This is a genomic window from Nonomuraea cavernae (assembly GCF_040655715.1).
Taxonomy (GTDB): domain Bacteria; phylum Actinomycetota; class Actinomycetes; order Streptosporangiales; family Streptosporangiaceae; genus Nonomuraea; species Nonomuraea cavernae_A.
This window is the reverse complement of the sequence record NZ_JBFAKL010000002.1, coordinates 449,627-468,592: the sequence shown is the minus strand read 5'-3', so window position 1 is coordinate 468,592 and position 18,966 is coordinate 449,627. Positions and strand designations below refer to the sequence as shown.

General features: G+C 70.3%; 17 protein-coding genes, 2 pseudogenes and 1 riboswitch. Of the genes and pseudogenes, 13 read left to right on the top strand and 6 right to left on the bottom strand.

Features of this window, described 5'->3' with window-relative positions:
• Nucleotides 1–114: 114 nt before the first annotated feature.
• The 7 genes and pseudogenes from AB0I38_RS05160 (at nt 115) to AB0I38_RS05130 (ending at nt 8,023) form a co-directional block, all read left to right on the top strand.
• The gene (locus tag AB0I38_RS05160) at nt 115–966 is read left to right on the top strand and encodes a terpene synthase family protein (protein ID WP_358462128.1); all 852 of its coding nucleotides are present in this window, start codon (nt 115–117) and stop codon (nt 964–966) included.
• A 125-nt stretch (nt 967–1,091) separates the two neighbouring features.
• Nucleotides 1,092–1,296, top strand: a riboswitch (cobalamin riboswitch).
• Between the two features lie 130 nt (nt 1,297–1,426).
• Nucleotides 1,427–3,820, top strand: a complete 2,394-nt coding sequence (locus tag AB0I38_RS05155) for a ribonucleoside-diphosphate reductase subunit alpha (RefSeq protein WP_358462125.1) — start codon at nt 1,427–1,429, stop codon at nt 3,818–3,820.
• Nucleotides 3,821–3,846: 26 nt separating this feature from the next.
• The gene (locus AB0I38_RS05150) at nt 3,847–4,842 is read left to right on the top strand and encodes a ribonucleotide-diphosphate reductase subunit beta (protein WP_358462122.1); all 996 of its coding nucleotides are present in this window, start codon (nt 3,847–3,849) and stop codon (nt 4,840–4,842) included.
• A 339-nt stretch (nt 4,843–5,181) separates the two neighbouring features.
• Nucleotides 5,182–5,613: pseudogene (locus AB0I38_RS05145) on the top strand (GTP-binding protein); the annotation flags it as partial.
• Between the two features lie 63 nt (nt 5,614–5,676).
• Nucleotides 5,677–7,335 (top strand): ISL3 family transposase, encoded by a 1,659-nt coding sequence (locus AB0I38_RS05140; protein WP_436838716.1) that lies wholly within the window; start codon nt 5,677–5,679, stop codon nt 7,333–7,335.
• 20 nt (nt 7,336–7,355) lie between these two features.
• Nucleotides 7,356–7,529, top strand: coding sequence for a hypothetical protein (locus tag AB0I38_RS05135; RefSeq protein ID WP_358462116.1), 174 nt, complete (start codon nt 7,356–7,358; stop codon nt 7,527–7,529).
• Between the two features lie 23 nt (nt 7,530–7,552).
• Nucleotides 7,553–8,023, top strand: coding sequence for an Lrp/AsnC family transcriptional regulator (locus AB0I38_RS05130; protein ID WP_358462113.1), 471 nt, complete (start codon nt 7,553–7,555; stop codon nt 8,021–8,023).
• A 7-nt stretch (nt 8,024–8,030) separates the two neighbouring features.
• On the opposite strand, the gene AB0I38_RS05125 is transcribed toward AB0I38_RS05130, so the two are convergent.
• A complete protein-coding gene (locus AB0I38_RS05125) occupies nt 8,031–8,210 on the bottom strand; it encodes a hypothetical protein (protein ID WP_358462110.1) in 180 nt (59 codons plus the stop codon).
• A 32-nt stretch (nt 8,211–8,242) separates the two neighbouring features.
• Here AB0I38_RS05125 and AB0I38_RS05120 point away from each other — a divergent pair.
• The 6 genes and pseudogenes from AB0I38_RS05120 to AB0I38_RS05095 all read left to right on the top strand — a co-directional run.
• Nucleotides 8,243–8,557 (top strand): annotated as a pseudogene (locus AB0I38_RS05120) (hypothetical protein); the annotation flags it as partial.
• Nucleotides 8,558–8,618: 61 nt separating this feature from the next.
• Nucleotides 8,619–8,771, top strand: coding sequence for a substrate-binding domain-containing protein (locus AB0I38_RS05115; RefSeq protein WP_358462107.1), 153 nt, complete (start codon nt 8,619–8,621; stop codon nt 8,769–8,771).
• 165 nt (nt 8,772–8,936) lie between these two features.
• A complete protein-coding gene (locus AB0I38_RS05110; protein WP_358462104.1) occupies nt 8,937–11,246 on the top strand; it encodes a HelD family protein in 2,310 nt (769 codons plus the stop codon).
• Between the two features lie 840 nt (nt 11,247–12,086).
• Nucleotides 12,087–13,628, top strand: coding sequence for an apolipoprotein N-acyltransferase (gene lnt / locus AB0I38_RS05105; protein WP_358462101.1), 1,542 nt, complete (start codon nt 12,087–12,089; stop codon nt 13,626–13,628).
• 2 nt (nt 13,629–13,630) lie between these two features.
• Nucleotides 13,631–14,374: a polyprenol monophosphomannose synthase gene (locus tag AB0I38_RS05100; protein ID WP_358462098.1), complete on the top strand. Its 744-nt coding sequence runs from the start codon at nt 13,631–13,633 to the stop codon at nt 14,372–14,374.
• A gap of 65 nt (nt 14,375–14,439) precedes the next feature.
• Nucleotides 14,440–15,021, top strand: coding sequence for an FxsA family protein (locus tag AB0I38_RS05095; RefSeq protein ID WP_358462095.1), 582 nt, complete (start codon nt 14,440–14,442; stop codon nt 15,019–15,021).
• 71 nt (nt 15,022–15,092) lie between these two features.
• Here the strand turns inward: AB0I38_RS05095 and AB0I38_RS05090 are convergent, their stop codons facing one another.
• The 5 genes from AB0I38_RS05090 to AB0I38_RS05070 form a co-directional block, all read right to left on the bottom strand.
• On the bottom strand, nt 15,093–15,437 hold the full coding sequence (locus AB0I38_RS05090; RefSeq protein ID WP_189127551.1) for an RNA polymerase-binding protein RbpA: 345 nt from the start codon (nt 15,435–15,437) through the stop codon (nt 15,093–15,095).
• A gap of 174 nt (nt 15,438–15,611) precedes the next feature.
• Complete coding sequence (locus tag AB0I38_RS05085; RefSeq protein WP_358462092.1) at nt 15,612–16,211, bottom strand: hypothetical protein; 600 nt, start codon at nt 16,209–16,211, stop codon at nt 15,612–15,614.
• Between the two features lie 143 nt (nt 16,212–16,354).
• Entirely contained in the window at nt 16,355–16,525 is a 171-nt protein-coding gene (locus AB0I38_RS05080; protein ID WP_358462089.1) for a hypothetical protein, read from the bottom strand.
• Between the two features lie 150 nt (nt 16,526–16,675).
• Nucleotides 16,676–18,121, bottom strand: a complete 1,446-nt coding sequence (locus AB0I38_RS05075) for an MFS transporter (protein ID WP_358462086.1) — start codon at nt 18,119–18,121, stop codon at nt 16,676–16,678.
• Nucleotides 18,122–18,136: 15 nt separating this feature from the next.
• Nucleotides 18,137–18,934: a glycerophosphodiester phosphodiesterase family protein gene (locus AB0I38_RS05070; protein WP_436838721.1), complete on the bottom strand. Its 798-nt coding sequence runs from the start codon at nt 18,932–18,934 to the stop codon at nt 18,137–18,139.
• Between the last annotated feature and the right edge of the window lie 32 nt (nt 18,935–18,966).

The following is an 18,966-nucleotide window of genomic DNA, read 5'->3' as shown; positions in this document are numbered from 1 at the left end:
TCCAGCGCCTTGATCGGATGCCGTTGATCATGTGAGACTTCTTTATAATGGGTTACTTATCCGGACAGTGGGGGTCGTCGCCCATGATCCGTGTGCCGATCGAGCGGCTCTAGGATGCCGGACGACGGGCTGGACGTGGCGTTCGAGCTCGGCAGGACCTGTGCGCTGGCCGCCGAATGCGGCAGAGATCTGCGGCGTTGCGCCCAGATGTACACCGGCCTGTTCCCGGCGGCGGCCTTCGACACCGACTTCTACACCGGGATGTCCCTGGCCGGCGCGTTCACCTCGCCGTGGACCAGCGCCGAGGGGCTCAAGGTGGCCAACAGGGCCGCGATCTGGGTGCTGGCCGTCGACCGGCTGATCGACCACACCTTCACCAGGCGCGGCGAGGTCCACGCGCTGGTCCGCGAGTGCCTGGCGGTCGCCGACGGAGCGGTGCCCAGGGCGGCGGTCACCAGGTTCCTCGCCGACCTGCGCGACGAGCTGGAGCGGGTCAAGGAGTTCGAGGACCTGAAGGGGCTCTGGCGAGACCAGCTGGCCGCCATGCTGAGCGCGATGACCCGGGCGTGGGTGTGGCGCGACACCCGGCGGGTGCCCTCGCTGGAGGGCTACCTGGACAACGCCGACAGCCGAGGGTCGTGCTTCGTGGACCTGTCGCACTGGATCTACGCGGGTGACGACTGGGCCAGGCGGCACCTGACCGAGCTGCGCCCGGTCAGCGCGCACGTGCAGCGCTACCTGCACCTCCTCGGTGACCTCGCCTCCTACCGCAGGGACGTCTCCTGGGGCGACCTCAACGTGCTCATGCTCGGCGTCGACCGCGCGGAGGTGACCGACGCCATGGCCCGGCTGGAACACGAGTCGGCCGAGCTGATCGGGCCGCTGCGCGAGCGGAGCCCGAGGGTGGCCGCCTACCTTCGGCGGCAGATCGGCTTCCACGCGGGCTACAACGGCGTTTCGGGTTAGCGGCCCGTCCCGTGGTCCTGACCGGGTGACCGGTCCGGGTTTCGGCCTGGCGAGCCGGACGGCACCTCCCATGACGCTTCTCTCAACACGACATGTTGGGTGTGACTTTCGATCGTCCCCTATATATGGTGTCTCCTGCAGCCGGTTCGGCCGCCCGACAGGGAGGCTGAGGCAAGAGGGAACCTGGTGAGAATCCGGGACTGCCCCGCAGCGGTGAGTGGGAACGACCGCCGTCAGGTGCACTGGGCCACGAGGCCCGGGAAGCGACGGCCAGTAGGCATGAGGGACGCGCCCACGAGTCCGAAGACCTGCCGGCGCGCCGTACACGATCATGCGTGTGCGGCTGCTCCGAGGCCGCGCGGGACGGCCGACGGCACCGGCGCGAGGGCTTGTGCGGCGTCCTTGCCGGCGCCTCCTGCGCGTGTTCTCGGTTCATGACCGAGTTCGCGAGGAGAGAACAGTGACGGTCACCGGGGACGCATTGACCGACCTCACCGAGAGGGCGCCGGCGGACGGGGAGGTGCCCGCGCCACGCCGTGTTCAGATGCGGGTGCGCAAACGCGATGGCAGGACCGAACCGGTCGATGTCAACAAGATCGTTCGCGCGGTGGAGCGCTGGGCCGACGATCTGACCGACGTCGACCCGCTGCGGGTCGCCACCAAGACCATCAGCGGCCTGTACGACGGGGCCACCACCGCCGAGCTGGACCGGCTGTCGATTCAGACCGCCGCCGAGATGATCGGCGAGGAGCCACAGTATTCGCGCCTGGCCGCGCGGCTGCTGTCCGGCTACGTCGACAAGGAGGTCCGCGGGCAGGGGGTGGCCTCCTTCAGCCAGGCGATCCGCCTGGCTCATGCCGAAGGGCTCATCGGCGACGCCACGGCGGAGTTCGTCGACGCCAACGCCCGCAAGCTCGACGACGCGATCGACCCGGCCGCGGACCTGAGATTCGAGTACTTCGGGGTGCGCACGGTCTACGACCGCTACCTGCTGCGCCACCCGTCCACCCGGCTGACGCTGGAGACACCGCAGTACTGGCTGCTCCGCGTGGCGTGCGGACTGGCCGAGACGCCCGCCGAGGCGATCGGGTTCTACCGGCTCATGTCGTCGCTGGCCTACCTGCCGAGCTCGCCGACGCTGTTCAACTCCGGCACGCGCCACACCCAGATGTCCTCGTGCTATCTGGTCGACTCGCCTCGCGACGAGCTGGGCTCCATCTATGAGCGCTACGCCCAGGTCGCCCAGCTGTCGAAGTTCGCCGGGGGGATCGGCATCTCCTGGTCTCGGGTGCGCTCGCGGGGCGCCCTGATCCGCGGCACCAACGGACATTCCAACGGCATCGTCCCGTGGCTGCGGACTCTTGACGCCTCCGTGGCGGCCGTCAACCAGGGTGGTCGCCGCAAGGGCGCGGCCTGCGTCTACCTGGAGCCGTGGCATCCGGACGTCGAGGAGTTCCTGGAGCTTCGCGACAACACCGGTGAGGACGCCCGCCGTGCGCACAATCTCAACCTGGCCAACTGGATCCCCGACGAGTTCATGCGCCGGGTCGAGGCCGATGGGATGTGGTCGCTGTTCGACCCCGACGAGCTGCCCGAACTGCCCGATCTGTGGGGGGAGGCGTTCGACGAGGTCTACCGCGCCGCCGAGCGGGCCGGCCGCTACGTGCGCCAGGTCAAGGCGCGCGAGCTGTACGCCAGGATGATGCGCACTCTCGCACAGACCGGCAACGGCTGGATGACGTTCAAGGACGCCGCCAACCGCCTGTGCAACCAGGCGGCCGAGCCCGGCAACGTGGTGCACCTGTCCAACCTGTGCACGGAGATCATCGAGGTGTCCAGCGACGCCGAGACCGCCGTCTGCAACCTCGGCTCCGTCAACCTCGCCGCGCATGTGGCCGACGGGGGCATCGACTGGGAGCGGCTGCGTGCGACCGTGCGTACCGCGGTCACCTTCCTGGATCGCGTGATCGACATCAACTACTACCCGAGTGAGCAGTCGGCGGCGAGCAACCCGCGCTGGCGGCCGGTCGGTCTGGGCGTGATGGGTCTGCAGGACGTGTTCTTCGCCCTGCGGCTGCCGTTCGACTCGGCTGAGGCCAAGGAACTGTCCACCCGGATCGCCGAGGAGATCTACCTGTCGGCGCTGGAGACGTCGGCGGGTCTGGCCGAGCGCTTCGGCGCCCATCCCTCCTTTGACCGGACCTGGGCGGCCCGTGGCAAGCTCCAGCACGACCTGTGGGGCGAAAGCGGCACCCAGAGCGGGCGCTGGGCGCAGGTGCGTGAGCGGATCGCGGCTCATGGCCTGCGTAACTCGCTGCTGATCGCGATCGCGCCCACCGCCACCATCGCGTCGATCGCCGGCTGCTACGAGTGCATCGAGCCGCAGGTGTCCAACCTGTTCAAGCGCGAGACCCTCAGCGGAGAGTTCATGCAGGTCAACAGCGCGTTGGTGGCCGAACTCAAGGCGCGCGGGCTGTGGACCGAGCACATCAGGGCCGCCATCAGGCAGGCCGAGGGCTCGGTGCAGGGCATCTCCGAGCTACCGGAAGACGTGCGGCGGTTGTTCCGCACGGCCTGGGAGCTGCCCCAGCGGGCGCTGATCGACCTGGGAGCCGCGCGCTCGCCGTACATCGACCAGAGCCAGTCGCTCAACCTGTTCATGAGCGCCCCGACCATCGACAAGCTCTCCTCGATGTACCTGTACGCCTGGAAGTCCGGGCTGAAGACCACCTACTACCTGCGCTCACGTCCGGCCACCCGCATCCAGCAGGCCACCGTCCCCGTCGTGAACACCTCCGAGGAGGCTCTCGCCTGCTCGCTGGAGAACCCCGAGTCCTGCGAGGCCTGCCAGTGAGCGGCGCCGACCCCAAGGAGAACCTGATGTTGCTCGACCCGGGCATGAGCCTGACCCTGCGGCCGATGCGCTATCCCCTCTTCTTCGACCGCTACCGCGACGCGATCAAGAACACCTGGACCGTCGAGGAAGTGGACCTGCACTCCGACCTCAAGGACCTGTCGAGACTGTCGGGAGCCGAGCGCCATCTGATCAGCCGCCTGGTCGCCTTCTTCGCCACCGGCGACACGATCGTGGCCAACAACCTGGTGCTCAACCTCTACCAGCACGTCAACGCGCCCGAGGCGCGGCTGTACCTGTCGCGGCAGCTGTTCGAGGAGGCCGTGCACGTCCAGTTCTACCTGAACCTGCTCGACACGTACGTGCCCGACGAGCAGGAGCGCTTCGAGGCGTTCGCCGCCGTGGAGAACATCCCCTCCATCCGGCGCAAGGCGGAGTTCTGCTTCCGCTGGATCGACTCGCTGGGCGATCTTCGCCGGCTGGAGGCCCGGGAGGACCGGCGGGCCTTCCTGCTCAATCTGATCTGTTTCGCCGCCTGTATCGAGGGGCTGTTCTTCTACGGCGCCTTCGCCTACGTCTACTTCCTGCGCTCGCGCGGCCTGCTCAACGGGCTGGCCTCGGGCACGAACTGGGTCTTCCGCGACGAGTCCATGCACATGGCCTTCGCCTTCGACGTGGTCGACGTCGTGCGGCAGGAAGAACCGGACCTGTTCGACGAAGAGCTGGCCACCCAGGTCAGGGAGATGCTCGCCGAGGCGGTGGACTGTGAGGCGTCGTTCGCCGAGGACCTGCTCGGGCAGGGCGTGCCGGGCATGTCGATCGCGGACACGCGGACCTACCTGGAGCACGTGGCCGATCGGCGGCTGGCTCAGCTCGGCATCGAGCCGCTGTACAGGGCGAAGAACCCGTTCGCCTTCATGGAACTGCAGGACGTCCAGGAGCTGTCGAACTTCTTCGAGCGCCGGGTCTCGGCCTATCAGGTGGGCGTGACCGGCTCGGTCAGCTTCGACGCCGACTTCTGATCCGTGGACGCCCCGGGCCAACACGGCCCGGGGCGTCCGGCGCACGATGTCCGGCTGCCCCGGCCCGGCGGCCGGCACCCCTGACAACCCTCTTGACATCCTGGTGGGAAGCGGACCCACAAGAGGGGCAGGAGGCGACAATTGTGACACATTGAATCTTGTACTGCTTTGCGTCTTGAGTGGAATTTGTGGCGTTGCTATGGTGTCTCGATGTCAGCCGTGTAGATCGACCTCTTCCTGCGCCTTGACAGGTTCCGCTGACCAAGGCTCCTCAGGGCGGATGTGTGCACGCGTGCGGGTTCAACACTTTGCCGCGAAGGGATGTACAGGCGGTGTTCGATGGACTTCGGTCGCTCTGATCTTCGATGGAGGCTGCCGACCGCGATCAAGATCCTGATCGCGGGCGGTTTCGGCGCGGGCAAGACCACCATGGTCGGCGCGGTCTCCGAGACCCGGCCGCTGCGCACCGAAGAGGCCCTGACCCACATCGGTGCGCACGTCGACGACCTGTCGGGCATCGAGGCCAAGCCCACCACGACCGTGGCCATGGACTTCGGCCGCATCACGATCCGCGACGACTACATGCTGTACCTGTTCGGCACGCCCGGTCAGGAGCGGTTCTGGTTCGTCTGGGACGACCTGACGCTGGGCGCCCTCGGCGCTGTCGTGCTGGCCGACACCCGCCGGCTGGCCGACTGCTTTCCGGCTCTCGACTACTTCGAACGCCGCCAGACGCCGTTCGTGGTGGCGCTCAACTGCTTCGACGGCGCGAGCCCCTTCTCGGGATCAGGCACACATTCCGTGATGGGACCCGTTGTGTAGATCACGATTCGGGTGTTCCGGCCGGTAGCTGACTGTTTGATCACCACCATCTGCAGCGTGTTGATCAAGGAGCTGCTGGCCGTCTTGTTCCCTCACCTGGCCGGAGTGTGCATCGACGAAGTGTTCCGGTCGGGGGCCACAGTGCAGATCCGGGCCAGGACCGGCACAGTGAAGGCCGCCTGCCCGGCCTGTGGAACGCCGTCGCGGCGGGTGCACAGCCACTATGAACGGCGGCTGTCCGATACCGCAGTCGGGGGCCAGGAGGTGCTCATTCACCTGCGGGTCCACCGGTTCTTCTGCCGCACTGACGCGTGCGCGAAGGCGACGTTCGCCGAGCAGGTCCCGGGGTTGACCGTCCGATACGGCCGCCGCAGCGTGCGAGCGGCACAGGCGTTGCAGGCCATCGCGCTGGCGCTGAGCGGCCGTGCCGGAGCCCGGCTCGCTGGTCGGCTGGCGGCCTCGGTGAGCCGGATGACGCTGATCAGGCTGATCCGTTCCCTGCCAGACCCGGTTCTCGTGGCGGGCCCGCGGGTGCTCGGGGTGGACGACTTCGCCCTGCGGCGCGGCCACTCCTACGGAACGATCCTGATCGACATCTCCACCAGCACCCCGGTCGATGTGCTGATCGACCGGACGGCCGACACCCTGGCCGCCTGGCTGCGAGCCCATCCCGGTGTCGAGATCGTCTGCCGCGATCGAGCCGGCGCCTATGCCGTGGGCATTGCCCGGGGCGCACCGCATGCGACTCAAGTCGCTGACCGCTGGCACCTCTGGCGCAACCTCGGCGAGGCTGTCGAACGCACCGTCACCCGCCACCGCCACCACCTGCAAGCCCTGGCCAGCGCGCCGAGCACCCCCACTGATACGTCCCCGCCTCCGGAGCCGCCCGCCCCGCCTCGCTCGTCCGCCGACCGTCACGATCGCATCGCCACCCGAACCCGCGAGCGGCATGCCGCCATTCACACCCTGCTCGATCAAGGCCAAGGGTTGCGGGAGATCGCCCGGCTGCTATCCCTGGGTCGTAACACCGTCCGGCGGTTCGCTCGCGCCGCCGATCCCGAAGACCTGCTCGTTCACGCCGGAACGGGCCGGCGGCCCAAGACCCTGGAGACCTACGACTCCTACCTGCGCAGGCGGTGGGCCGAGGGATGCACCAACGCCGAACTTCTCTACCGGGAACTGCAGGCTCTGGGCTATCGCGGCAGCACCACCACCCTCCGCCAGTACGTCCACCCCTGGCGAGCGGCAACGCCTCCCGCGCCGGCATCAGCGCGCCCACCCACCGTCCGACAGGCCACCGGCTGGTTCCTGCGCAACCCCGCCAATCTCGACCCCGACGAGCAACAACACCTCGACGCGCTCACCACCGCATGCCCCCAACTGGCGGCGCTTCGGCTGCACGTGCGCCAGTTCGCCGAGATGATGGTCCACCGCCAGGGCCAGAACTTGGAGACGTGGATGAACGCAGTCCAGGGCGACGACCTGCCCGACCTGCACTCCTTCGTCACCGGGCTACGCCGCGACCAAGACGCCGTCACCGCCGGCCTCACCCTGCCCTACAGCTCCGGACCCGTCGAAGGACACGTCAACCGGACCAAAATGCTCAAACGTCAAATGTACGGCCGCGCCAACCCCGATCTCCTGCGCAAACGCATCCTGCTGACCGACTGACCAGAGACCGATCACGGAATGTGTACCTGATCCCCTTCTCGGTCGGCGAGGTGCGGACGGCCCTCCGACTGGAGCCCGAGATCCCGATCGTGCGCTGCGACGCGCGCAGGCGCGACTCGGGCAAGGAGGTGCTCATCACGCTCGTGGAGCATGCCATGCGCAGGGCGGCCATCCCGGTCGGGACCGGGTCGTGACCAAGAGCCGCTACTTTTGACCGATGGAGGAGATCGACCGCCGGATCGTGACGCTGCTGGCCAGAGACGGCCGGATGAGCTTTACCGACCTGGCCAGGGAGACCGGGCTCTCGGTCTCGGCGGTGCACCAGCGGGTGCGCCGCCTGGAGAAGCGCGGAGTCATCCGGGGATACGCGGCGATCATCGACCACGACGCGGTCGGCCTGCCGCTCACCGCGTTCGTGTCGATCAAACCGATCGACCCCGCCGCGCCCGACGACGCCCCCGACCGGCTGGCCCACCTGCGCGCGATCGAGGCGTGCCACAGCGTGGCGGGTGACGAGAGCTACATCCTCAAGGTGCGTGTCGCCTCACCGGTGGCGCTGGAGGACCTGCTCCAGCAGATCCGTGCCTCGGCCAACGTCTCGACCCGCACCACCGTGGTGCTGAGCACCCCCTACGAGCACCGGGCCCCCGACGTGGTCGGCGACGGCGACGGCCAGACCCTCTCCTGACCGTCCCTCAGCCCGGCTCATCCCGCCCGGGGTGGCGCTCCTTCAGGGCGCGCCGCTCGTCGGCGGTCCTGCGCGGTGAGGCGACGTACTCCCGGTCGGCGTTGTGCGGTGGGCCGCAGGGGTCGCGCCCGTAGATCGCGTCGGCGGTGAAGATCATGGTGCCGGGCTCGGGCAGGTCCACCCGCATGGCCGTCGTGCCGGGCGTGTGGCCGGGTTGGTATGGACGGCAAACTAACTCGGAGTCGGGGCGCTGCCCGTCGACGCGGGCTCGCTGCGGGCCGAGATCACGCTCGACCCGTGGCGGATCAGGTTCACCGACGCCTCGGGCGCGACGCTGGTGGAACAGGACCGGGGCCACGTCGACATCAGCGGCCGGCTGCGCACCCTGCCGTTCGGGCGCTCGCGGGCCGCGGCGTCACGGTGGCCTACCACGAGAGCTTCGCCGCCCCGGCCGACGAGGCGTTCAGCGGGTTCGGGGAGTCGTTCACCCGGGTCGACAAGCGCGGCCAGCGGCCCGTCATGTGGAACTTCGACGCCTTCGGCGCGGAGTCGCAGCGCGCGTACAAGAACGTGCCCTTCTATCTGCCCCGACGACGTGGCCCAGCCGGCCCGCCTCACCTCGGTGCTGATCCCGGCCGAGGAGGTCGGCCGCGAGGCGGTGGGGCTGCTGATGGACAAGCCGGCGGGCCGCGGCGTGCCGGAGGCCACCCTCCTCGAACCCCGGCTGACCGTACGCGCCAGCACCTGACCCGCCCTTGACCGGACCGCTGCCGTCACAAGAGGGAGGACGGGATGCGGGGAGGGGCGGCAGGCGCGAGGATGTGTGTGACTCGACGGGCATGCTAATGTCGTCGTTTGTCGCAACAACAAACAGAATGGCCCGGAGTGTCCCATTAATAACAATAATGGTCTGGTGTCAACACGTCAAACAGAGCTCGCAAGGGAGCAGGAGTACGTCACCCGCCTCTACGAACGCCTCGACGTGCTGCGCGACCGCACCCAGCGCAGCCTCAAGGACGTGCTGGCCACCGGCGCCGTCGGCACGCTGCAGAACCGGTCCGAGCGTGACACCTTCGCCGAGATGTACGCCTCCCGCCTGGCCCGGCTGTGGGCCGTGGAGCGGGGCCTGGTATTCGGCCGCCTCGACCACGTCGACGAGGGCCGGCTCTACATCGGCAAGCTCGGCCTCACCGACGACGAGCAGGACCGCCTGCTCATCGACTGGCGCGCGCCCGTCGCGCAGCCGTTCTACCGCGCCACCCCGGCCGCGCCGATGGGCGTCACCCGTCGCCGCCACCTGCAGACCAAGGGCCGCGCGGTCATCGGCGTCGAGGACGACCTGCTCGACCTCGACGCGCTGAGCGACGACGACCGCGCCACGCTCAACGGCGAGGCCGCGCTGCTCGCCGCGCTCGACGAGCACCGCACCGGCCGGATGCGCGACATCGTCGCCACCATCCAGGCCGAGCAGGACCGCGTCATCCGCGCCGACCTGAGCGGTGTGCTCGTGGTCCAGGGCGGCCCCGGCACCGGCAAGACCGTCGTGGCCCTGCACCGCGCCGCCTACCTCCTCTACACCCACAGGCAGCGGCTGGAGCGCCGCGGCGTGCTCATCCTCGGCCCCAACCCCATGTTCCTGCGCTACATCGAGCAGGTGCTGCCCTCCCTCGGCGAGACCGACGTGCTGCTGTCCACGGTCGGCGAGCTCTACCCCGGAGTGACCGCGACCGCCCGCGACCGGCCCGAGGTGGCCGCGCTCAAGGGAGACACGCGGATGGCCGAGGTGCTCGCCCGGGCCGTGCGCGACCGGCAGCGGGTGCCGCGCAAGCCCATCGAGCTCGACCTCGGCCGCCACAGCCTCACCATCGACCGCAACATGCTCGAAGCGGCCCGCAACAAGGCCGTGCGCGCCCGCCGCCCGCACAACCAGGCGCGCGCGGTGTTCGTCAGGTCCCTGCTGAACGCCCTGGCCCGGCAGGCCGCCAAGCGGCTCGGCAAGGGGCTCATCGACGACGACGATCTGGCCGACCTGCGCGAGGAGTTGCGCACCGAGCCCGTCGTCAAGGCCGCGCTCAACCGCCTGTGGCCCTACCTCACGCCGCAGCGCCTGCTGCTCGGCCTGTACGGCTCGCCCGAACGCCTCGGCGCCGCCGCCTCCGCCCTGACTCCGGCCGAACGCGCCCTGCTCCGCCGCGACCCGGCGGCCCGCGGCGGGGAGTGGACCGAGTCCGACGTGCCGCTCCTCGACGAGGCCGCGGAGCTGCTCGGCGAGATCGACGAGCAGGTGCTGCGCGCCACCGCGCTGCAGGCGGAGGAGGAGCTGGCCGCCGCCAGGCAGGCCGAGGAGCGCGAGCGCGAGTCCGAGGTGGCCTACGCCCGCGAGGTCCTGGAGCTGACCGGCCTGTCCGACGTCATGGAGGCCGAACGGCTGGCCGAGCGCCAGCGCGGCCAGGGCCCCTACCTGACGACCGCCGAGCGGGCCGCGGCCGACCGCACCTGGGCCTACGGCCACGTCATCGTGGACGAGGCGCAGGAGCTGTCGCCGATGGCCTGGCGCGCGGTCATGCGAAGGGTGCCCACCCGGTCGATGACCATCGTCGGCGACATCGCGCAGACCGGCTCGGCGGCGGGGGCGCGCTCCTGGAAGGAGGTGCTCGACCCCTACGTGGCCGGACGCTGGCGGCAGGAGCGGCTGACCGTCAACTACCGCACGCCGGTGGAGCTGATGGCGGTCGCGGCCCGCGTGCTGGCCACCATCGACCCGGCGCTCGAGGCGCCCGCCTCGGTCCGCGAGACCGGCGCGGAGCCCTGGTCGGCGCCCTTGGCCGCGCTGCCCGAGCTGGTCAAGGCCGAGGTCGGGGAGGGCGGCAAGATCGCGGTCGTGGTGCCTGACGAGCTGCTGGAGCCGGTCGGCGAGACCGTCCGCGCCGCTGTGGCGGGCGCCGAGGTGATCGCCCCCGGAGTCGGCCGGGTCAAGGGCGCCGCGGCGCTCGACGCGCCGGTCGCGGTGCTGGGCGTCGCCGACGCGAAGGGGCTGGAGTTCGACTCCGTGATCGTCGCCGAGCCCGCCCTCATCGCCGCGCAGTCACCGCGCGGCCGCAGCGACCTGTACGTCGCGCTGACCCGGGCCACCCAGCGGCTCGGCATCGTGTACGACCAGCCGCCGGGGGAGGCGCTGAGCGGCTTGCCAAGGCGCGGGCAGGAGGCGACTAATGGGCTATAACCGGCTTTGGCCGAGGCGGCCCCGGCATGTCCTACCTGCGAAAACTTGATGTTTCTGCTGATCGGGACACGGTTGACATCTGAGGTGGAGTCGGTAGTTTGCTGCGCAGTCCAGCACGGGACTTGGCCGGTTGGCCGTCTCTGACATCGTCGGATCCTGCGTCCGTGACGGAGCGTGACTTCGTCCACACAGCCAGGTGCAGGGCCGTCGGTCCGTCGAGTCGGGGCACCCCAACCGGGCGGGGGGTTGGACCCGGGACGGGCCCGGGAGCCCAGTAGACAACGGAATTCCGCGCTCGCCGCCGACGAGACGGGTCCGGTCCGAAGGGTTTCCGGGCCCTCTTCCCGCTCTCGTGCGCAGGATCGCCATCAAGCGCCGGGTGGTCCCACGGCCTCGTCTACCGCGGGATCACCCAGTCGCCGGCTCCCTCCCTGATCCGCCCCCGGTGCCAGGCCGCCGGCTCCGCTCACAGCGGCCCCAGAGGGCCCAGAGGGCCCACAGGCCACGGACGGCCCGATCTCCGTCTCCCAGTGCGACCCGGTGGCCGCGAGGCCGTCAGAGACTCCTGTGACGCCCTGGGGCTCCCATTTCCGATCCGGCCGCGGCGGGACGACCGAACGCCCGCCGGAGGGCGGTACCGTTTCGGCTAGCAGGCACGCGACGCGCTGAGGAGAGACCGGAGTGGTGCAGGACAGGACAGGCCTACCGTCGAGCGACGATCAGCCTGCGCACGCCCCGGCCACCCCGGCCGCACCCGAACCCGCGGCCACCTCCGCACCGGCAGCGGCACCCGGACCCGAATTCGAACGTGGCGGGGCTCGCGCAATGGAGTCCGGCCGGGTGCTCGCCGCGCGCGTTGCGGCCGCCGTGGCCGGCGGGGCGACGCTGTTCCTGGCCTTCCCGCCGCTCGACTGGTGGGCGTGCGCGCCGCTCGGCATCGCGCTGATCGTCGCCGCCCTGCGCGGCACCCGCCCGCGCCGCGCCGCCTGGCTCGGCTACCTGGCCGCCGCCGTGTTCCTGCTGCCCACGCTGGCCTGGGTGCGGACGATCGGCGATGACGCCTGGCTCATGCTGGTGGGCGTCGAGAGCCTGTTCTACGCGGCGCTGGCCGCGCTCGCCGCGCCGGCGTTCCGGCTGCGGCTGTGGCCGCTGTGGTTCGCCGGGCTCTGGGTGGCCATGGAGTGGGCGCGCGGGCTGGTGCCCATCGGGGGCTTCCCCTGGGCGCGGGCCGCCTTCAGCCAGGGCGAGTCGCCGTTCACCGGCTACGCGGCGCTGGGCGGCGCCCCGCTGGTGTCGTTCGCCGTCGCCCTGTGCGGCGCCCTGATCGCCTGCGCGCTCCGGTGGAGACCGGCGGCCGGGGCGCGGCCGGTGGCTCCGGTGCGGCGGGTGGGGCCGGTGGAGGCGCGCCGGCTGGTCCCGCTCGCGCTAGCGCTGGCCGTTCCGGTGCTGGGCCTGGCCGTGCCGAGGCCGGGCGACGAGGGCCGCACCGTCAACATCGGCATCGTGCAGGGCAACGTGCCCGGCCGCGGCATGTACATCCTGGGCGACGAGCCGGCCGTCGTCCTGCGAAACCACGCCAACGAGACCAAGAGGCTGGCGCGGGCCGTACGAGACGGAAGGCTGCCCAAGCCCGACCTCGTGGTGCTGCCGGAGAACTCCACCGACATCGACCCCTACCGCGACGCCGGCGCGCGGGAGATCATCGACGAGTCCGTCAAGGACGTCGGCGTGCCCACGCTCGTCGGCGCCGTCGTGGCCATCGGCGACGAGCACCGCGCCACCCGCAGCCTGGTGTGGGACCCGGTGACCGGGCCCGGCGCCTACTACGACAAGCGGCACCTGGTGCCGTTCGGCGAATACACCCCGTTCAAGGACATCGTGCTGGCGCTGTGGGAGCGGGCCAACCTGGTCGGCAGGCAGTCCGTCGCGGGCACCAGGCCCGGCGACCTGAAGATGGGCCCCGTGACGATCGGCGCCGTCAACTGCTACGAGGTGGCCTACGACGGCACCGTGCGCGATACCGTGCGCACCGGCGCCACGCCGCTGGTGGTGCAGACCAACAACGCCAGCTACGCCGAGTCCAATCTGCCGCCGCAGCAGCTCGCCATGTCCAAGCTGCGCGCGGTGGAGCACAACAGGGCGGTCGTGACGGCCGCCACCACGGGCATCTCCGCCTATGTCACTCCTGACGGTAAGGTCTCCTGGCAGACCCGCGAGCTCGTCGCGGACATGAACGTGGTCACGGTGCCGGTGCGCACCCAGACCACCGTCGCGACCAGGCTGGGCGCGTTGCCTGAGTGGGCCCTGGCCCTGATGGGAGTGGTGGCCGCCGGTGCCGCGTGGAGAGGCAGGCGGCAGGACGACCCGATGAGGAATGACTGATCATGGAGACTCTCGGCCGGGTGCTCGTCATCGTCCCGACCTACAACGAGCGTGACAACCTGCCGGCGATCGCCGAGCGGTTGCGGGCCGCGCTGCCGGAGGCCCACCTGCTGGTGGCCGACGACGCCAGCCCCGACGGCACCGGTGACGTCGCCGACGAGCTGGCGGCCAAGGACGACCACGTCCACGTGCTGCACCGGCCCGCCAAGCAGGGGCTCGGCGCGGCCTACATCGCGGGCTTCCGATGGGGCCTCGACGAGGGCTACACCGTGCTGGTGGAGATGGACGCCGACGGCTCCCACCAGCCCGAGGAACTGCCCGGTCTGCTGCGGGCGCTGGACGAGGGCGCCGACCTGGCGATCGGGTCGCGCTGGGTGCCCGGTGGCAAGGTGGTCAACTGGCCGGCCTCGCGTGAGCTGCTGTCCAGGGGCGCCAACGTCTACACGCGGATCATGCTCGGCCTGCCGGTGCGCGACGCGACCGCGGGTTTTCGCGCCTACCGCGCGGCGACGCTGGAGAAGGTGGGCCTGGCCGACGTCCAGTCGCAGGGCTACTGCTTCCAGGTCGACCTCACCCTGCGCACCTCCCAGCACGGGCTGCGGGTGGTGGAGGTGCCGATCACGTTCGTGGAGCGGACGGTCGGCACCAGCAAGATGAACGCTCGCATCATGGCCGAGGCGTTCTGGCGGATCTTCGTGTGGGGGATCACCGGCCTGCCCGGCCGCTTGCGGGGCGGCAGGTCCTGAGGCGGAACGGTTCGGCCGCCCCGGGCGTTGTTCCTGCTGTACGCAGGTATGCGGAATCGAGGGAAATGATGCGGCTGCTGCTCTTTCTTGCCTTTCTGGCCATTCCGGTGCTGGAGATCTGGCTGTTGATCCAGGTCGGCTCGGCCATCGGCGGCTGGACGACCGTGGCGGTGCTGATGGCCGTCGCCGCGCTGGGCGTGTGGCTGGTGCGCCGCGAGGGGCGGCGGGCGTGGCGGGTGCTGCAGGAGGCGGTGCAGACGGGCCGGATGCCCGACCGGGAGCTCGCCGAGGGCGGCCTCATCCTGATGGGCGGCATGCTGCTGGTGCTTCCGGGTTTTCTCAGCGACATCGTCGGGCTGGCTTTCGTGCTGCCGTTCACCCGGCCGATGATGCGCCGCCTGGGCGCCTGGTTCTTCGACCGCCGGGTCAAGCGGATGGCGGCCGCCTCGCCGTACACCCATCTGTTCCCGCCGCAGGGCGGCGGCGCGCCGGATCAGGGGCCGCGGGGCGGCCGGGTGGTGCACGGTGAGGTGATCCGCGACGACCGTGCCCCCGGCGGTGACCCCGGGGGTGACTCCGGCCGCGAGGAGCGTGCCTCGGGTCCGGCGGCGATCCGGTCCGACCACGGATCCGGCGACCCTCGATAAGCGCGGAACTTACGCGTGGGCACAGCGAAACCCCCGGGCGACCGCCCGGGGGTTTCGTACCGTGAGATGTGTCAGGCGCTCTTGCGACGCTGGGCTCGCAGGACGGCCAGCCTCTCGTTGAGCACCTCTTCCAGGTCCTCGATGGACCTCCGCTCCAGGAGCATGTCCCAGTGTGTCCGCGGGGGCTTGGTCTTCTTCGACTCCGGTTGCTCGCCGTCGACGCGTACGGCGGTTACGCCGCACATCCGGCACTCCCAGGTCGAGGGAATCTCGGCCTCGGCGGCAAGCGGAACCTCGAAGCGATGGCCCTTAGGACAGGTGTAGGGCACCTCCTGGCGTGGGGCCAGATCCGTGTTACGGTCGTTCTCGTAGCTGGTTGCCCCGAGCCGGGTGCCACGAAGTGCGCGCTCGCCCATGTCTAAATGCCTCCTACAGGGCCCCCATGCATAGGGGGTCTGTCTCCCACGGTGTCTAACGCTTGGTACCGTGATGGGATTCCCACCCGCGGCGTGATCCAATCGCTTCGGCTCCCAGGAGTTGACACGGAAGCCGCGCCCCCCTGGTCCGGGCGTCGCGAGGGGGCAGCCGATTCAGGCGGCGCGCGAGCGCCACACCTCGTACGACAGCCACAGACCGCCGACGGCGATCAGCGCGCCGTGCGCGATCCGCAGCGGATACGGCCCGAAGAACTGCGGGACGAACAACACGAAACCGAGCGCGAGCGGAGCCGCGCTCCATCCGGCGAGCGTGCCGGAGCGCCTGACCGCCACGGCGGCCATCACGACGCCGACGGCGAGCAGCACGAGCCCCGCGGCGAACATGGACAGGGCCACCGGCCCGTAGCGGAACTCCTCGGCCAGCTCCATCAGGGCCGGGGCGTCGTCGCGCAGGGAGCGCCGGGCGATGACGCTGAGCCCGAAGTCCTCCGCGCCGTAGTAGGGCAGGGTCAGCCCCGCGCCGATCCAGGTGACCACGGCCGCCCGGAGTGACAGCCGGTCGCCGAGCAGCCCGTGCAGGCCCAGCAGGCCGAGGGCGAGCAGGATGAAACCGATCATGGCGGCCAGATGGCCGATGATCCAGGCCGTGGAGGCCATGGCGGCCGCGTCGTCGCCGGAGGGCCGCACGGCCGGATAGACGAGGAACAGCACGCCGCCGGCCGCGAGGGCCAGGGAGGTGAGTCGGGGGTTCATGGCGCTCCATCGAGTGGGAATCATCGCTCTGATATGTGAGCAATGCTCTCGCTGGAGAGTGCCGCCGTCAAGAGCGGTGCTCTCTGTTCGGACCGCATGCCTCGGAAGTCCAGGCTGGCGTGGTACTCGTACGGGCTCCGCCGTCAGCTGTCGAAGCGGCGGCGGGCACCCTCGATGTGACCGAAGTGGTGGTGGGTCCAGTCGCAGATCAGATCGACCGTTGCTCGCAGGGCTCGGCCCGGTTCGGTGAGTGTCTCGGCGCAGACCGAGTAGGAGATCTCACGGCTGTTTCGCTGATCAACCCTGACGGGCATGTCCGAGTCCCGACCTGTCATCACGTCGCGGTGGCGACGGGGAGCAGGCGGGTTCACATCGCACCACAAGCTCGCCTGGGATGAGAACGGCGAGCTTGTGGCGCCGGGCGACCTCGCCGGACAGGTCGCGCAGGTCCACCGCGCGGCGAGTCAGATGCGCTCGGGCACCTCGTTGCCGGCGGCGCGGATCGCCTTGGGCAGGTTGACCAGAGCCAGCAGCACGAACCCCAGGACAAAGAAGATGATCATGGAGACGATGGCGATCCGGTAGCTGTTGGTCAGTTGCAGCGCGATCGTCACCGTCAGCGCGCCGATGAAGGCCGAGCCCTTGTCGCTGATCTGCAGCAGGCTGAAGTACTCCGCCTCCCTGCCCTTCGGGATCACCTGCGAGAACAGCGAGCGCGACAGCGCCTGGGTGCCGCCCAGCACGATGGCGATCGCCAGCGCCAGCAGGTAGAACTGCAGCGGCTCGCCCTCCTCGACGAACAGGGCGCTGACCACGATCACCGTCCACACGACCAGGCTGGCGAGCACGGTGCGCTTGGTGCCGAAGCGGCGGGCCAGCAGGCCGAGCAGCAGCGCGCCGAAGAACGCCACGAACTGCACCATCAGGATCGCGCTGATCTGCACGGTCCGGTCCAGTTTGAGGGCCTCGGAGGCGAAGGCCGCGCTGTTGCCGATGACCGTCTGGATGCCGTCGTTGTAGACCAGGTACGCCACCAGGAACAGCAGCGTCAGCGGATAGCGGCGCAGCTCCCTCAGCGTGCGGCCGAGCTGGCGGAAGCTGCCGCCGACCGAGCGCAGCGCGGTGGTCTCGTGCGCCGGGACCGGCCGGTTGCGCAGGCGCAGCAGCGGGATCAGGGTGAACGTCGCCCACCACAGCCCGGCCGACATCATGCAGATCCGCACCGCCATGCCCTCGGACAGGCCCAGGCTCTCGTGCTGCAGGTAGAGCGCCAGATTGAGGGCCAGCAGCAGCCCGCCGCCCAGGTAGCCGATCGCCCACCCTCGCGAGGAGACCCCGTCGCGCTCGTCGGGCGTGGAGATCTGCGGCAGGAACGAGTCGTAGACCACGACGGACGACCCGTAGGCCAGGTTGGCCAGCACGAACAGCACGCCGCCCAGCAGGTAGCGGTCGCCCTCGACGAAGAACAGGCCGAGCGTGGCCAGCGCGCCGAGGTAGGCGAACCCGCCGAGCAGCTCGCGCTTGCGGCCGGTGTGGTCGGCCAGCGCGCCGACGATCGGCAGGAAGACGATCTGCAGGAACACCGCCACGGTCAGCGTGAGCCCGAAGAACGCGGCGGGCCGGATGTCGGCGCCGAGCACGTCGACATAACCGAGCCCCGGGTTGGCGGTGACCAGCGCGTCGAAGCCGTCGGAACAGGTGGCGGCCGCGACCGACGGGAAGTCGGTGGCGCACGCCGAGGTCTTGGCCACGGCGATCAGGTAGGGGCCGAGGAAGACCGAGACGATCGTGGTGTAGAAGGCGGAGTTGGCCCAGTCGTAGAAGTACCAGGCCCGTTGCTCGCGTTTGCGGGCGGCGGGGGACTCGTGGGCGGGGTCGTCAGGGACCGCGGGGGGTGCGGGTACGGGCATGGTGTCCAGTCGCTCCTAGGCGGCCAGGTGGCCGGGATGCCACAGCCCGCGACGATCGAGGACGTCGCGCAGGCCGGTGACGTTGTCGGTCATGATGCCGTCGACGCCGAGATCGAGCAGGTGCTCCATACGGGTGGCGTCGTTGATGGTCCAGACGTGCACCTGCATGCCGATGGCGTGGGCGGTGCGGATCAGGCTGCGGGTGGTGACCCGCAGCCCGCGAAACCCCACTGGCACCTGCGCGCACGGGACGCCGGCACGCGACAGGCGGGCGAGCAGCCGGCCGTAGCCGGAGGTCGAGGCGGCGGCGCGCAGCGTGGCGACGCCGCGCGGCCCGAGCGCGGAGCAGACCTCCCGGCCGACCGCGGCCCTGGCCAGCATCAGCCGCTCCTCGGAGAAGGAGGTCAGGCACACGCGGTCGTGGGCGCCCGTGCGCCTGATCGCGTCGGCCAGCGGGGCGATCGCGCCGGCCTCCTTCACGTCGATGTTGAAGCGGTGCTCCGGCCAGGTGCCGAGCAGGTCCTCCAGCAGCGGGATCTCGTGAACGCCACCGATGCGGGCGCGCCTGACGGCGCTGTAGGGCAGCTCGGAGATCCGGCCGCGCCGGTCGGTGACCCGGTCGAGCGTGTGGTCGTGGAAGGCGAGCAGCACGCCGTCGGAGGTGGCGTGGGCGTCGGTCTCCAGGTAGGCGTAGCCCAGCCGCACGGATCGCTCGAAGGCCTCGGCGGAGTTCTCGGCGCCCTCGGCCGAGCCTCCGCGATGGGCGAAGGCGAGCGGGCCCGGATGGTCGAGGAACGCGAAGCGGCGGCTCAGCACGTCCTGAAGTATGCCTTCCCCGGATGAAC